The following is a 15315-nucleotide window of genomic DNA, read 5'->3' as shown; positions in this document are numbered from 1 at the left end:
GGTTTCATTTAACTAAGGATGGGTGATTAACTCAATCGCATCGCTTAAATTCTGTGCTTTAGACTCTAATTATCAGCATTTGCTGTGAGATTCTGACTGTTCCGAATCTGATTGATTAATCTCAACCACTGAACTTCTTTCATCCAACTTAATGAACAGAGCAAGTGCACCCATTGCAGCCATGCCCCAGAAGATATTTGCGCCCCAAAGCTCATAACCCCAACCACTTAAGGTGGTCATCAGTGCAATAAAGGCACCTAATGGAATCGCGTTATACAGGGCTTGTAGCGCAACCATCTTGTTTTGTTCTTCAGATTGGATGTATTGAATCGCGGCGATGTGTGCCATGGCAAATGTCACACCGTGCAGCAACTGCACCATCACCAGTGCAAAAATCGCCGTGGTTGATGCGGTTATACCCCAACGCGCCATCACCCCAATAGCCGCGACGACAAACAAAGTACGCAGTGACCAGCCTGAGAATAATCGCTTACTCAGAGCAAATACGGCCACTTCAGCAACAACACCTAAACTCCACAAATAACCGATGATAGCTTCTGAGTGACCCGCTTCTTTCCAATAAATCGCACTAAAACTGTAGTAAGCCGCATGACTACCTTGCAGCAGCGCCATCAAGGCTAAAAACTTTACCACTGACGACTCACGCAGCAGTTCACCTAGTTTTGGTCGCGCCGCTTGTTGCTCAGATTGTGTTACTGGCATCACATTGGGGTTTCTCATCGCAAGAATCAATGACAGCAACACACCGGCAAGCGCAGTATACAAAATCATGTCAGTGCCGAATTGTGCCACCAAATAGCCAACAACCGTTGAACCTGCGATAAAGGCAATTGATCCCCAAAGACGAGTTCGGCCGTAGTCGAGCATTTTCAAACGACTGTAATGGTTAGCCATCGCATCAGAAAGAGGAATGATCGGCCCACAACAGAGGTTAAACAGTACCGTTGCCAACAACATCAGTATAAAGCTGCCACCGGTGAAGAAGTGGAAACCGACAAACAGCAGCGCAGCGAAACTCAAACAGCGTAGCGCTGGCATCAAGTGTTCCACTTTATGGATACGCGGCGTAATCACTAAGTTGGCCACACAACGAGTCGCAAAGCCGATACCAATCAATACGCCAATATCACCAGCAGACACGCCTTGGTCTTCAAACCACAACGCCCAAAATGGCAAATACACGCCATACGCAAAAAAGAAACCAAGAAAATACTGAGAGATCCAGCCATAGGGTGAAGGGCTAAACATAAATGACCTATAAAGTGTGCGGAAAAAGGCAGCACCAATTATGCCTATCTCGCATACGATGAAAAAGGGAATTATTACTGGGATAGTATTCCCATATTCAATGGGTCTGGATATCGCATTTCAACAAGAGATTTCACGCTCATCAATACTCATACTCGCATTTAGACTAAAGTCGTCTGGAGCTTCGCTGGTATTTTGTCAGACTGATTAAAGACTCCCATTTCTTCTTGTGATGCTTATGCCTGACAAATTTAATATGCAGCACCCGCCCTTCGATAGCCTGTCCGACGCCGAACAGTTGAAGCTTCGCTCTTCATTAGACGTGGTGTATTACCGCTCTCAAGAAGTGATACTGGAAGCTGAAAGGCCGAGCCGACACCTGCATATTTTGATCAAAGGAGCTGTTGAAGAGCGCGCGAGCAGTGATGGTGAGATTTACGCACACTATGCCAATGACGATATTTTTGATGTCCGCAGCCAGTTTGAACCCCACACCAAACACCAATATATCGCACTCGAAGATACATTAAGTTATCTGCTGCCCACCGATATTTTTCTTGAGCTTTACCACGCCAATGGCCAATTCGCTGCCTACTTTGATAGCAACCTATCAACACGAAAAGCTTTGATAGAAGCCGCCCAACAGCAACAGAATCTTGCCGAGTTTATATTAACCAAAGTGGATGACTCTATCTATCACCCACCACTGATACTTGAACCAAACCAACCGATCAACCAAGTCACTCAAACCCTTAAAGAACAAGGGTTAGACTCGGCCCTAGTCCATTTGGAACATAATGATCCAAAAGCTTTTGGATCATCATGTTCCTTGTCGTATGGAATCGTCACTCGAACCAATTTATTGCATGCTGTGATGCTCGATAATTTCACACTGGATGCGCCTGTCGGTGAGATCGCAACGTTTCCGGTGATGCACGTGAACCAAGGCGATTTCTTATTTAACGCCATGATTACCATGACCAGAAATCGAGTAAAAAGGTTGATGGTTTGTGATGGTAAAAATGCGGTCGGCATGGTGGATATGACACAGATTCTCAGTGCATTCTCCACACACTCCCACGTTCTTACTTTGCGTATTGCGCGCGCCACCAGCGTTGAAGAATTGGCAATGGCATCCAACAAACAACGTCAACTGGTCGAGAGCTTGCTCAGTAATGGGATTCGCACACGCTTTATCATGGAGCTGATTTCTGCGGTCAACGAACAGATCATAGAGAAGGCTTTTGAGTTGGTGATCCCACCTGCACTGCATAATCATTGCTGCCTAATCGTGCTGGGTTCTGAGGGGCGTGGAGAGCAAATTCTCAAAACCGATCAAGACAACGCTCTGATTATTCAAGATGGTTTGGAATGGCATCAATGCCAAAGTGCCATGAACGACCTCACCCATACCCTTCAACAATTGGGTTACCCACTGTGCCCGGGCAACGTAATGGTCAACAATCCGAAATGGGTGCATTCAGAACAAGAGTGGAAACAAACCCTCACCCATTGGGTAAAAAAAGCCACGCCAGACACCGTGATGGATATCGCGATCATGGCAGATGCACACGCAGTAGCGGGGAATAGAGAGTTATTAAAACCTGTAAAGCAGCACCTCAGTGATTTAATGCTCGGACAAGAATTGATTCTGACGGAGTTCTGCCGCCCGGCGCTGAACTTCTCAGTTCCCCTGACCCTGTTTGGTAATGTGAAGCAATCTAAGTCCGGACTCGATATCAAACAAGGCGGTATTTTCCCTATCGTGCATGGTGTGAGAGCGCTTTGCCTAGAACATGGTGTCACGGTCAACAACACCTTCGAACGCATTGAGCAGCTGGTCAGCAAGAAAGTATTAGAGCAAAGTACTGCCGATAATCTCAGTGAAGCACTCAAGCAATTCTTTAAGTGGCGCTTAGCCCAAAGGCTTTCTCAGCAGCACAGCAGCAACAAGATTAACGTCAAACTGATGGAACGAGCAGACAGGGATCTGCTTCGTCATAGCCTGCACGTGGTGAAGAAATTCAAGCAATGGCTCGGCTACCACTATCAGATACGGGATTAGGCATTGAACGATGAATAGGTTGGTTCGCTATTACTGGCATCACAAGCTCAAAGGCTCCCTCTATCAGCCTCTGTTTACCGCGCCTATTGATCATGAATATGTATCGCTCGATTGTGAAACCACCAGCCTAGATCCCAATCAGGCAGAATTAGTTACCATTGCCGCGACCAAGATCATAGGTAACCGAATCATTACCAGCCAACCTTTTGAAGTCCGGTTGCGCGCCCCCCAATCGCTCGATTGCAATTCAATAAAAATCCACCGTATCCGTCATCAAGATCTAAAGCACGGCATCGAAGAAAAACAGGCTTTAATCGAGCTACTGAACTTCATTGGAAATCGTCCTTTAGTCGGCTATCACATCCGCTATGATAAAAAAATTCTCGACCGCGCCTGTTTAAAACAGCTTGGATTTCCACTGCCTAACCGATTAGTCGAAGTGAGCCAACTCTATCAAGACAAACTCGAAAGACAGCTGCCCAATGCCTATTTTGATCTCAGTATGGACGCCATCTGTCGCCAACTCGATTTACCTATCCCGGTCAATAAACATGATGCATTACAAGACGCTATCTCCGCTGCGCTGATCTTTGTGCGCCTGAAACATGGTGACCTTCCCCGTTTCAACTCTTCTTATTCTTAATTCAACCACTGGCGCTTCACATAGAGAGCAACATCTCAAAGTTGAACTTAACTCGCTATTTTGTAAGTGAAAAGCAGCGTCTCATCCTAAAGTCTAATTGTGGAAATCGCCGTCCTAGCCGAGAGTGATAACACAAAGACGGTTCTGTAATAGACCTAGAAACTGAACACAAAGGAAGTTGCCAGTTCATTAGGAATGTAGGCACAAGGAGAGATGCAATGAGTGAAGCCCACGTTTATCCGGTAAAAGAAAATATTAAATCAACCACACACGCGGACAATGACACTTACCTAGCCATGTACCAGCAATCTGTTTCTGACCCTGAAGACTTTTGGGGTGAACACGGAAAAATCGTTGATTGGATCAAACCTTTCACACAAGTAAAAAACACCTCTTTCGACCCTGGCCACATTGATATTCGCTGGTTTGAAGATGGCACGCTTAACGTTTCGGCTAACTGTATCGACCGCCACCTTGCTGAGCGCGGTGATGAAGTCGCTATCATCTGGGAAGGCGATGACCCGGCAGATGATAAAACTCTAACTTTTAATGAACTGCATAAAGAAGTGTGCCTGTTTTCGAATGCTCTAAAAGAGCAAGGCGTGCGCAAAGGTGATGTGGTTTGTTTATACATGCCAATGGTGCCAGAAGCGGCAGTAGCCATGCTGGCGTGTACCCGTATCGGTGCGGTTCACACAGTCGTATTTGGTGGTTTCTCACCAGAAGCACTGTCTGGTCGTATTATCGATTCAAATTCTAAAGTCGTTATCACTGCCGATGAAGGCGTGCGTGGCGGCCGTGCTGTTCCACTGAAAAAGAATGTCGATGAAGCACTGACGAACCCTGAAGTGAAAAACATCGAGAAGGTTGTTGTATTCAAACGCACTGGCGGTGATGTGGCATGGCACGAACATCGCGATGTGTGGTGGCACGATGCTATTGCTAATGTATCTGCAGATTGCCCACCAGAAGAGATGAACGCAGAAGATCCACTATTCATCCTTTATACGTCAGGCTCAACAGGTAAACCTAAAGGCGTTATGCACACCACAGGTGGCTACCTTGTTTATGCTGCGATGACCTTCAAATACGTATTCGATTACCAAGAAGGCGAGACTTTCTGGTGTACAGCCGATGTGGGTTGGATTACCGGTCACACATATCTTGTTTACGGACCGCTTGCTAATGGCGCAAAAACGATTCTGTTTGAAGGCGTGCCAAATTACCCGAACACCAGCCGCATGAGCGAAGTGGTCGATAAGCACCAAGTTAATATTCTTTATACGGCGCCAACGGCTATTCGTGCATTGATGGCGAAAGGCAATGAAGCCGTTGAAGGTACTTCTCGTGACAGCCTAAGAATCATGGGCTCAGTGGGTGAACCTATCAACCCAGAGGCGTGGGAGTGGTACTACAAAACAATCGGTAATGAGCAATCTCCAATTGTTGATACATGGTGGCAAACAGAAACGGGCGGTATCTTGATTGCACCGCTACCAGGCGCAACAGACCTGAAACCGGGCTCTGCAACTCGTCCATTCTTCGGTGTGCAACCGGCACTGGTTGATAACATGGGTAACATCATTGAGGGTGCAACAGACGGCAACCTAGTGATTCTTGACTCTTGGCCAGGCCAAATGCGTACCGTTCATGGCGATCATGACCGCTTCGAACAGACTTACTTCTCGACCTTTAAAGGCATGTACTTCACCAGTGACGGCGCTCGTCGTGATGAAGACGGTTACTACTGGATTACGGGGCGTGTCGATGATGTACTTAACGTATCAGGTCACCGTATGGGTACTGCTGAGATTGAATCGGCTCTAGTCGCGTTCGATAAGATTGCAGAAGCCGCGATTGTGGGCATCCCTCATGATATTAAAGGCCAAGCGATTTACGCTTACATCACGCTGAATGATGGTGAGTTCCCAACCGCAGAGCTTCATAAAGAAGTAAAAGACTGGGTACGTAAAGAGATTGGCCCAATTGCAACGCCAGATGTACTGCACTGGACCGACTCTCTACCAAAAACTCGTTCGGGTAAAATCATGCGTCGTATCCTGCGTAAAATCGCGACTGGCGATACAGGTAACCTAGGTGATACCTCGACACTGGCCGACCCAAGTGTGGTTGATAAGCTGATTGCCGAGAAAGCAGAACTGGCATAAGCAACCAGTCACAGCAGCTAATCACTGTTTAAAACAGCACTTTCTAAACCGTCACCTATGTGGCGGTTTTTTTTATGGCTGATCTTGATCTCAAATATCCCGCCCCAAATTAAGGCTAAGACGCTTTTTTGTTAAGTTGGTAACAATTCCAAGCTGTATCAATAGGAGATTAGACCAGTAAATTGCTGCGATTTGCGCTGAATTAGCTATAATCTGGTTCTAATTTTTAAATTTGGGTTTTTCTCACTGGAAATTAACCGCAAATTTTCAATAAAATGGCAACATTCACGTTCGTAAACACGATAAAGGAAGATAGCCCCACGATGTCTACAAAGTTTCGCATTCTAGTTTTAAATGGCCCAAACCTTAACCTGTTAGGCCTTAGAGAGCCCGCACACTACGGTTCTCAAACACTTGACCAGATTATTAGCTCACTGACCGAGCAAGCGAAAGCACACGATGTTGAGCTATCTCACTTACAGTCAAATCGTGAGTACGAACTGATTGAAGCTATCCATAGTGCTTATCAAAATGTTGATTTTATTATTATCAACCCAGCAGCCTTTACACATACCAGTGTGGCACTGCGTGATGCACTACTTGGCGTTGCCATACCATTTATTGAGGTTCATCTATCGAATGTTCACGCGCGTGAACCATTCCGTCACCACTCTTACCTATCTGATAAAGCAGAAGGTGTGATTTGTGGCTTAGGTGCCCAAGGTTATCAATTTGCTTTGACCGCTGCGCTCAGCAAGCTCAACTCAAAGTAAACATAAACAACGAACTATTACTAACCTACTCAGTCATAGAGTAAGTTCAATTAACAGATAAAGAGAAAGAAACAATGGATATTCGCAAAATCAAAAAGCTAATCGAATTGGTTGAAGAGTCTGGTATTTCTGAGCTAGAAATCTCTGAAGGTGAAGAGTCAGTACGAATCAGTCGTAACAGCACTGCACCTGTAGCACCTGTTCAATATGCAGCTGCTCCAGCACCTGTAGCGGCAGCAGCTCCTGCGGCGGCACCTGTAGCAGCAGAAGCAGCAGCTCCTGCAGTTCCAGCTGGTCACCAAGTTCTTTCTCCAATGGTTGGTACTTTCTACGGCGCTCCAAGCCCAGACGCAAAACCATTCGTTAAAGTTGGTCAATCTGTAACTGCTGGCGAAACGCTATGTATCGTTGAAGCAATGAAAATGATGAACCAAATCGAAGCTGATAAATCTGGTGTTGTAACAGCTATCCTAGTTGAAGACGGTCAACCAGTAGAATTCGACCAAGCTCTAGTAATTATCGAATAATAGAGAGCACTCATTATGTTAGATAAATTAGTAATCGCGAACCGTGGTGAGATTGCACTACGTATTCTGCGTGCATGTAAAGAGCTTGGCATTAAAACGGTAGCGGTTCACTCAACTGCTGACCGTGACCTTAAGCACGTACTGCTTGCAGACGAAACCATTTGTATCGGTCCAGCTCGTGGTATCGATAGCTACCTAAACATCCCTCGTATCATCAGCGCAGCTGAAGTTACAGGTGCAGTAGCTGTTCACCCTGGCTACGGCTTCCTATCTGAAAATGCAGACTTTGCAGAACAGGTAGAGCGCAGTGGCTTTATCTTCGTTGGCCCTAAAGCTGAAACCATTCGCATGATGGGTGACAAAGTGTCAGCTATCACGTCAATGAAGAAAGCTGGCGTACCTTGTGTACCAGGTTCTGACGGCCCTCTTGATGATGATGAAGTGAAAAACAAAGCGCACGCTAAACGCATTGGCTTCCCAGTTATCATCAAGGCATCTGGCGGCGGCGGCGGTCGTGGTATGCGTGTTGTTCGTTCTGAAGCAGAATTAACAGAAGCTATCGCGATGACTCGTGCTGAAGCAAAAGCATGTTTCAACAACGACATGGTTTACATGGAGAAATTCCTAGAAAACCCACGTCACATTGAAGTACAAGTGCTTGCAGATGGCCAAGGTAATGCTATCCACCTAGGTGAGCGTGACTGTTCAATGCAACGTCGTCACCAGAAAGTTGTGGAAGAAGCGCCAGCTCCAGGTATCACTGAAGAGATGCGTAAGTACATTGGCGAACGTTGTACTCGTGCATGTATTGAGATCGGTTACCGCGGTGCAGGTACATTTGAATTCCTATACGAGAACGGTGAATTCTACTTCATCGAAATGAACACTCGTATCCAGGTTGAACACACGATTACTGAAATGGTAACGGGTATCGACCTAGTGAAAGAACAGCTACGTATTGCAGCTGGTCAGCCTCTATCATTCACTCAGGATGACATTAAGCTGCGTGGCCACTCAATCGAATGTCGTATCAATGCTGAAGATCCAGTTCGTTTCCTACCTTCACCAGGTAAGATTGAACGTTTCCACGCACCAGGCGGCATGGGCGTACGTTGGGAATCTCACATCTACACGGGTTACACAGTGCCACCACACTACGATTCAATGATTGGTAAGCTGATCACTTACGGTGAGAACCGTGATGTTGCTATCGCTCGTATGAAGAACGCATTGGGTGAAATGATTGTTGAAGGTATTAACGTTAATACTGAGCTTCAACTGTCTATTATGAACGACGAAAACTTCCAACACGGTGGTGCAAACATCCACTACCTTGAGAAGAAACTTGGTTTGTCATAATCCGTTCGTTTAAGAACAGTCAAAATGCTCACTTCGGTGAGCATTTTTGTTTTTGAACCGCCGAAAAAATCAATCTTTAATCCCCATTATATTCCGTGGGGTTTTGGTGAATTTGCTCATATTTTCTGCTAGAATCGCCATCCAATTTTTCTCATATAGAAGATGCAGCCATGCCTTGGATTCAAATCAAGCTTAATGCTACCAATGAAAATGCCGAACAAATCGGCGACATGTTAATGGAAGAGACTGGTGCTCTTTCTGTAACTTTCCTGGATGCACAAGATACCCCTGTATTTGAGCCTCTGCCAGGCGAAACTCGCCTTTGGGGTGATACTGACATTCTCGCGCTTTACGACGCTGAGACTGATACTGGTGTCGTTCTAGCGCAGATTAAAGCAAGCAACATGTTCCCTGCAGACTTTGCTCATAAAGTAGAGCAAATTGAAGACAAGGATTGGGAGCGTGAATGGATGGACAACTTCCACCCAATGAAGTTTGGTGAGCGTTTATGGATCTGCCCTAGCTGGCGCGATATCCCTGAACCTGACGCTGTTAACGTAATGCTAGACCCTGGCCTTGCATTTGGTACAGGTACTCACCCGACAACGGCATTGTGTCTTGAGTGGCTTGAAGGCTTAGACCTTGCAGGCAAAACCGTGATCGACTTCGGTTGTGGCTCAGGCATCCTAGCGATCGCTGCGATCAAACTAGGCGCAGCAAAAGTTATCGGGATCGACATTGATCCTCAAGCTCTGCTTGCATCAAAAGACAACGCACAACGCAATGGCGTTGCTGAGCAACTAGAGGTGTTCTTGCCACAAGATCAACCGGAAGGTTTGCTAGCAGACGTTGTTGTTGCCAACATTCTTGCGGGTCCATTACGCGACCTTTCTGGCATCATCAAGGGCCTAGTTAAGCCAAATGGTGTACTTGCGATGTCGGGTGTTTTAGATACACAAGCAGAAGATGTTGCCACTTATTATCGTGATGAGCTTCACATTGATCCGATCATCGAACAACAAGAATGGTGTCGAATCTCAGGTCGCAAGCAAGGCTAGACAAGACTTTGGGCGCTAATTGACTGAAATTTAAACAAATTACAAAAACAAATTGTAAATGCTCAAATATTAGTCTTTTCACGCAGCGAAAAAATGCGTAAAATGCGCGCCCTTGCTGGTACAGAACTGTGATGACATTTTTGAAAATCGGAAATTATCAACTTAAGAACAATCTAATCGTCGCTCCTATGGCTGGCGTAACGGATAGACCATTCCGTGAGTTGTGTCTTCGCTACGGTGCGGGGATGGCAGTCAGTGAAATGATGTCCTCCAATCCGAAAGTTTGGAAAACGTCAAAGTCTCAGCAGCGTATGGTACATGAAGGCGAATCGGGCATTCGTTCAGTACAAATCGCTGGTGCAGATCCACAGCTTATGGCCGAGGCTGCTCAATTTAATGTCGATAACGGTGCGCAAATCATCGATATCAACATGGGTTGTCCAGCCAAAAAAGTGAATAAGAAGCTTGCGGGCTCAGCCTTACTGCAGCATCCAGAACTCATTGAAGACATTCTGAAAGCGGTGGTCAATGCTGTCGACGTTCCAGTAACGTTGAAAACGCGCACAGGCTGGGATACAGACAATAGAAACTGTGTCCAAATCGCGAAAATAGCCGAAGACTGCGGCATACAAGCTCTTGCGCTCCATGGAAGAACTCGCGCTTGTATGTACAAAGGTGAGGCAGAATACAAACACATTAAAGCAGCGAAACAAGCAGTATCTATTCCGGTTATCGCTAACGGTGATATCGATAGTCCGGAAAAAGCGAAGTTTGTGCTGGAGTACACCGGCGCTGATGCTTTAATGATAGGTCGACCTGCCCAAGGACGTCCTTGGATTTTTAACGAAATCCTACACTATTTGGAAAACGGCACCACGATGGACCCACTCCCGATTTCGGAAGTGAAAGACATCATGCTTGGTCATGTGCACGCTCTACATGAATTTTATGGAGAGTTTTTAGGCCCTCGCATCGCTCGTAAGCATGTGGGTTGGTATCTAAAAGAACATGAACAAGCGAGTGAGTTTCGCCGTACCTTCAACGCATTCGAAGCAGGTGATCTGCAGCTTGAAGCGCTAGAAGGTTTTTTTGATAACGTTGCACCATAATTACGAGAAGAGCTAGACCGAATATGTTCGAACAAAATCTGACTTCAGAAGCATTGACAGTAACTACAGTTACATCACAAGACCAAATCACGCAGAAGCCACTACGTGACTCAGTTAAAGCATCATTGAAAAATTACCTTGCTCAATTAAACGGTCAAGAAGTCAGCGAGTTATACGAATTAGTATTAGCTGAAGTTGAACAGCCACTACTAGACACTATCATGCAGTACACTCGCGGTAACCAAACTCGCGCAGCAACCATGATGGGTATTAACCGCGGTACTCTTCGCAAGAAACTTAAAAAATACGGCATGAACTAATCGTTCTTTCGTAATTTATTGAATTGAAAGCCAAGCTCATTGTTGAGTTTGGCTTTTTTTTGGCTTGTCGATCCGTGATAGTCGCTGATTACTCTCCAGTGCGACAGCAGCGACCTTTGTCGACGTTTGCTGAGTCCAAGGCTGCTAGAATCGAACAATGGCTTGCATCATCGTCTACGTGACCACAACACGCATCATTAATCTTTTTAAGTGCGGTGCGAATCTTAGTTAACTCGGTAATCTTCTCATCAATCATCTCTAGCTTTGCTGAGGTAATCGACTTCACTTCAGCGCAACTGTGCTGTGTGGCCTCGAGGCGAATCTCAAGCAATTCTTTAATCTCGTCCAAACTCAGCCCCAACGCTTTAGATTTGAGAATAAACGTCACCTGTTTCTGGTTATTTTCATCATATAGGCGATAACCCGAGTCACTGCGACTGGCTGGCGCGATCAGGTTATTCTTCTCATAAAATCGCAAGGTATCGGCTGTCACACCGCATCGCTTCGCTAATTCACCGATCTGAAACATGTTTTTTCCTACTGTTTCGTCCATTCCACAATTAACCTTATCGTTACTTTTCAGGCTGAAATGGCACTTTTCATAATTAATTTTGAGATGCCAAACGATTGCGCGAGCTTTTTTGTAATAAATTAGTTAGAATCTGCGCCATCAAATTTGGAGTTGGTTATCTTATAGCTTAATCATAAGACTAACCCAAAAGGTCTTTACCAAAACTGGCCAATATTTTATCTCTTACTGGTATCTAAGATAATCCACGCTAAGAAGATAGAAACAAGTTCTTTTTTGGCAAATATCTTTATTTTAACCCCATGAATTTGAGGAAGATGGAAGCATGAATAACGCTCGTCCAATTCGCCGCGCTCTAATCAGCGTATCAGACAAAACTGGTATCGTTGAATTTGCACAAGCTCTTGCTAACCGTGGTGTAGATATCCTATCTACCGGTGGCACTGCTCGCCTGCTTGCTGAAAAAGGCATCTCTGTTACAGAAGTATCTGACTACACTGGTTTCCCAGAAATGATGGATGGCCGTGTTAAGACTCTGCACCCAAAAGTTCATGGTGGTGTTCTAGGCCGTCGTGGCCAAGATGATGACGTGATGGAAACTCACGGTATCAACCCTATCGATATGGTTGTTGTAAACCTATACCCATTCGCAGAAACCGTTGCTAAAGAAGGTTGTACCCTTGCTGATGCTGTTGAGAACATCGACATCGGCGGCCCTACAATGGTTCGCTCTGCAGCGAAAAACCACAAAGACGTAACGATCGTTGTTAACGCACACGACTACGAGCGCGTTGTCGCTGAAATGGACACGAACGATAAATCTCTAACACTAGAGACTCGCTTCGACCTCGCTATCGCAGCATTCGAGCACACCGCTTCTTACGACGGCATGATCGCAAACTACTTCGGCACTATGGTTCCATCTTACGGTGCCTCTCTACTTGATGAAGAAGGAAAGAAGGCTGACGAAGAGTCTAAATTCCCTCGCACGTTCAACCAACAGTTCGAGAAAAAGCAAGACATGCGCTACGGTGAGAACAGCCACCAGGCAGCCGCATTCTACGTTGAAGCAGACCCTGAAGAAGCATCAGTTTCTACAGCTCGCCAGATTCAAGGTAAAGCCCTTTCTTACAACAACATCGCTGACACCGACGCAGCACTTGAGTGTGTGAAAGAGTTCGACCAGCCAGCATGTGTGATCGTTAAGCACGCTAACCCATGTGGTGTTGCACTAGGTGAAGACATCCTAGAAGCTTACGACCGTGCATTCAAAACAGACCCAACTTCTGCATTTGGCGGCATCATCGCTTTCAACCGTGAGCTAGACGCTGCAACAGCAACGGCTATCACTGAGCGTCAATTCGTTGAAGTTATCATTGCACCATCAGTTTCTGCTGAAGCAGTAGCAATCGTAGCGGCTAAGAAAAACCTTCGCCTACTTGAGTGTGGTGAGTGGACAACGAAGACAACTGGCTTTGACGTTAAACGCGTTAACGGTGGTTTGCTAGTTCAAGACCGCGACCAAGGCATGGTGTCTGAAGATGACCTTAAAGTGGTTTCTAAGCGCCAACCTACAGCTGAAGAATTGAAAGATGCTCTATTCTGCTGGAAAGTAGCGAAATACGTTAAATCTAACGCTATCGTTTACTCGAAAGGCGACATGACAATTGGTGTTGGCGCTGGCCAAATGAGCCGCGTTTACTCTGCGAAAATCGCAGGCATCAAAGCTGCAGACGAAGGTCTACAGGTTGAAGGCTGTGTGATGGCATCAGATGCATTCTTCCCATTCCGTGACGGTATCGACGCGGCTGCAGAGGCTGGCATCAAGTGTGTTATCCAACCGGGCGGCTCTATGCGTGATGACGAAGTTATCGCAGCAGCAGACGAACACGGCATGGCGATGATCTTTACGGGCATGCGTCACTTCCGCCACTAGAAAGAAAAGATACGAGAGCGCTTCGCTACGGGAAACGAGAACGCTGCGCTCCGAGATGAGCAACACTATCATTTAGTGTTGCTCAGACATTTTTTAGTTCTACTACTATCAATTTTGATTGAAGGTTTAAAACATGAATGTATTGATTATTGGTGCTGGCGGTCGTGAGCATGCACTAGGTTGGAAAGCAGCACAAAACCCAAACGTTGAAACAGTATTCATCGCTCCAGGTAACGCAGGTACTGCACTTGAGCCAAAACTAGAGAACGTAAACATCGGCGTTGAAGACATCGCTGGTTTAGTCGCGTTTGCTCAAGATAAAAAAATCGAACTGACTATCGTGGGCCCTGAAGCACCATTGGTTATCGGTGTGGTTGATGCATTCCGCGAAGTAGGTTTGCCAATCTTCGGCCCTACTCAAGCTGCAGCACAGCTTGAAGGCTCTAAAGCATTCACTAAAGACTTCCTAGCTCGTCATGATATCCCAACAGGTTACTACTCAAACTTCACTGAGATTGAGCCAGCTATCGCTTACGTTCGCGAGCAAGGCGCTCCTATCGTAGTGAAAGCTGACGGTCTTGCGGCAGGTAAAGGCGTTATCGTTGCGATGACCCTTGAAGAAGCAGAAGACGCAATCAAAGACATGCTAGCGGGCAACGCCTTTGGCGAAGCAGGCAGCCGCGTTGTTATCGAAGAGTTCCTCGAAGGCGAAGAAGCAAGCTTCATCGTAATGGTTGACGGCTCTAGCGTGCTTCCTATGGCCACCAGCCAAGATCACAAACGTGTTGGCGACAAAGACACTGGGCCAAACACGGGCGGCATGGGTGCTTACTCTCCTGCGCCGGTTGTAACTCCAGAAATCCACAACCGTATCCTTGAGGAAGTTATCTACCCAACGGTACGTGGTATGGACGCAGAAGGCGCACCTTACACAGGTTTCCTTTACGCTGGCCTAATGATCGATACTGACGGCACACCTAAAGTTATCGAATACAACTGCCGCTTTGGCGACCCTGAAACGCAACCTATCATGATGCGTATGGAGTCAGACCTTGTTGAACTTTGCCTAATGGCTATCGACGAGAAGCTCGACGAAGCAGAATCGAAGTGGGATCCACGCGCTTCTATCGGTGTTGTTCTTGCGGCTGGCGGTTACCCTGCTGACTACGCAAAAGGTGACGTTATTTCACTACCAACAAGCGAAGTTGAAGGCCAAAAGGTTTTCCACGCGGGTACGACAAATAATGAAGCTGGCGACGTTGTGACAAACGGCGGTCGTGTACTTTGTGCAACAGCACTGGGCAATACGGTTTCTGAGGCTCAAGAGCGCGCTTACGCGTTGACGAAGCAAGTTAGCTGGAATGGTATGTTCCACCGCAATGATATTGGTTACCGTGCGATTGCGCGCGAACAAGAGCAGTAAACAATCTTGTTGCTCGCTTACTTTCCAATAACAGTAAGCAAATGACAGCAAGTGAATAACAGAAAAAGGCGCCTCAATAGGCTAATGCCGTTCACTTAAGAGTGAACGGCATTTTTGTTCTTAGCATACCGTTGTG

The 15315-nt window shown here is 46.3% G+C and carries 13 protein-coding genes; 11 read left to right on the top strand and 2 right to left on the bottom strand.

Going from position 1 to position 15315, the window contains the following annotated elements; all coding sequences use genetic code 11:
• Window positions 1-72: 72 nt before the first annotated feature.
• Window positions 73-1269, bottom strand: coding sequence for a 3-phenylpropionate MFS transporter (locus tag AB6D06_RS18425; RefSeq protein WP_017062710.1), 1197 nt, complete (start codon window positions 1267-1269; stop codon window positions 73-75).
• A 232-nt stretch (window positions 1270-1501) separates the two neighbouring features.
• Here AB6D06_RS18425 and AB6D06_RS18420 point away from each other — a divergent pair, with 232 nt between their 5' ends.
• The 9 genes from AB6D06_RS18420 (at window position 1502) to fis (ending at window position 11291) form a co-directional block, all read left to right on the top strand.
• Window positions 1502-3334, top strand: a complete 1833-nt coding sequence (locus tag AB6D06_RS18420) for a DUF294 nucleotidyltransferase-like domain-containing protein (protein ID WP_102429028.1) — start codon at window positions 1502-1504, stop codon at window positions 3332-3334.
• 10 nt (window positions 3335-3344) lie between these two features.
• Window positions 3345-3977: a 3'-5' exonuclease gene (locus tag AB6D06_RS18415; protein WP_017062708.1), complete on the top strand. Its 633-nt coding sequence runs from the start codon at window positions 3345-3347 to the stop codon at window positions 3975-3977.
• A gap of 218 nt (window positions 3978-4195) precedes the next feature.
• Complete coding sequence (gene acs / locus AB6D06_RS18410; protein ID WP_372111304.1) at window positions 4196-6145, top strand: acetate--CoA ligase; 1950 nt, start codon at window positions 4196-4198, stop codon at window positions 6143-6145.
• Window positions 6146-6468: 323 nt separating this feature from the next.
• A complete protein-coding gene (gene aroQ / locus AB6D06_RS18405) occupies window positions 6469-6918 on the top strand; it encodes a type II 3-dehydroquinate dehydratase (RefSeq protein WP_010435475.1) in 450 nt (149 codons plus the stop codon).
• A gap of 74 nt (window positions 6919-6992) precedes the next feature.
• The gene (accB, locus tag AB6D06_RS18400) at window positions 6993-7445 is read left to right on the top strand and encodes an acetyl-CoA carboxylase biotin carboxyl carrier protein (protein ID WP_017062707.1); all 453 of its coding nucleotides are present in this window, start codon (window positions 6993-6995) and stop codon (window positions 7443-7445) included.
• Window positions 7446-7460: 15 nt separating this feature from the next.
• On the top strand, window positions 7461-8804 hold the full coding sequence (gene accC / locus AB6D06_RS18395; protein ID WP_102429029.1) for an acetyl-CoA carboxylase biotin carboxylase subunit: 1344 nt from the start codon (window positions 7461-7463) through the stop codon (window positions 8802-8804).
• Between the two features lie 170 nt (window positions 8805-8974).
• Complete coding sequence (gene prmA / locus AB6D06_RS18390) at window positions 8975-9862, top strand: 50S ribosomal protein L11 methyltransferase (RefSeq protein WP_017055901.1); 888 nt, start codon at window positions 8975-8977, stop codon at window positions 9860-9862.
• A 140-nt stretch (window positions 9863-10002) separates the two neighbouring features.
• Window positions 10003-10971 carry a tRNA dihydrouridine synthase DusB gene (dusB, locus tag AB6D06_RS18385; protein WP_032546269.1) on the top strand — a complete coding sequence of 323 codons (969 nt, stop codon included), beginning with the start codon at window positions 10003-10005 and terminating at the stop codon, window positions 10969-10971.
• A 23-nt stretch (window positions 10972-10994) separates the two neighbouring features.
• On the top strand, window positions 10995-11291 hold the full coding sequence (gene fis, locus AB6D06_RS18380; protein WP_004729744.1) for a DNA-binding transcriptional regulator Fis: 297 nt from the start codon (window positions 10995-10997) through the stop codon (window positions 11289-11291).
• Between the two features lie 88 nt (window positions 11292-11379).
• On the opposite strand, the gene zntR is transcribed toward fis, so the two are convergent.
• Window positions 11380-11820 (bottom strand): Zn(2+)-responsive transcriptional regulator, encoded by a 441-nt coding sequence (zntR, locus tag AB6D06_RS18375; protein WP_017062704.1) that lies wholly within the window; start codon window positions 11818-11820, stop codon window positions 11380-11382.
• Between the two features lie 325 nt (window positions 11821-12145).
• Here zntR and purH point away from each other — a divergent pair, with 325 nt between their 5' ends.
• Window positions 12146-13756, top strand: coding sequence for a bifunctional phosphoribosylaminoimidazolecarboxamide formyltransferase/IMP cyclohydrolase (gene purH / locus AB6D06_RS18370; protein WP_372111301.1), 1611 nt, complete (start codon window positions 12146-12148; stop codon window positions 13754-13756).
• A 133-nt stretch (window positions 13757-13889) separates the two neighbouring features.
• Entirely contained in the window at window positions 13890-15179 is a 1290-nt protein-coding gene (purD, locus tag AB6D06_RS18365; protein ID WP_372111298.1) for a phosphoribosylamine--glycine ligase, read from the top strand.
• Window positions 15180-15315 lie beyond the last annotated feature (136 nt).

It is taken from the genome of Vibrio sp. 10N.239.311.G01 (assembly GCF_041465805.1).
GTDB lineage: Bacteria > Pseudomonadota > Gammaproteobacteria > Enterobacterales > Vibrionaceae > Vibrio > Vibrio crassostreae_C.
This window is presented reverse-complemented; position numbering and strand designations above follow the sequence as displayed.

Coding starts and splice junctions, on each gene's coding strand:
- AB6D06_RS18425 (WP_017062710.1), bottom strand. CDS start 1,269: ATGTTTAGCCCTTCACCCTATGGCTGGATCTCTCAGTATTTTCTTGGT.
- AB6D06_RS18420 (WP_102429028.1), top strand. CDS start 1,502: ATGCTTATGCCTGACAAATTTAATATGCAGCACCCGCCCTTCGATAGC.
- AB6D06_RS18415 (WP_017062708.1), top strand. CDS start 3,345: ATGAATAGGTTGGTTCGCTATTACTGGCATCACAAGCTCAAAGGCTCC.
- acs (WP_372111304.1), top strand. CDS start 4,196: ATGAGTGAAGCCCACGTTTATCCGGTAAAAGAAAATATTAAATCAACC.
- aroQ (WP_010435475.1), top strand. CDS start 6,469: ATGTCTACAAAGTTTCGCATTCTAGTTTTAAATGGCCCAAACCTTAAC.
- accB (WP_017062707.1), top strand. CDS start 6,993: ATGGATATTCGCAAAATCAAAAAGCTAATCGAATTGGTTGAAGAGTCT.
- accC (WP_102429029.1), top strand. CDS start 7,461: ATGTTAGATAAATTAGTAATCGCGAACCGTGGTGAGATTGCACTACGT.
- prmA (WP_017055901.1), top strand. CDS start 8,975: ATGCCTTGGATTCAAATCAAGCTTAATGCTACCAATGAAAATGCCGAA.
- fis (WP_004729744.1), top strand. CDS start 10,995: ATGTTCGAACAAAATCTGACTTCAGAAGCATTGACAGTAACTACAGTT.
- zntR (WP_017062704.1), bottom strand. CDS start 11,820: ATGTTTCAGATCGGTGAATTAGCGAAGCGATGCGGTGTGACAGCCGAT.
- purH (WP_372111301.1), top strand. CDS start 12,146: ATGAATAACGCTCGTCCAATTCGCCGCGCTCTAATCAGCGTATCAGAC.
- purD (WP_372111298.1), top strand. CDS start 13,890: ATGAATGTATTGATTATTGGTGCTGGCGGTCGTGAGCATGCACTAGGT.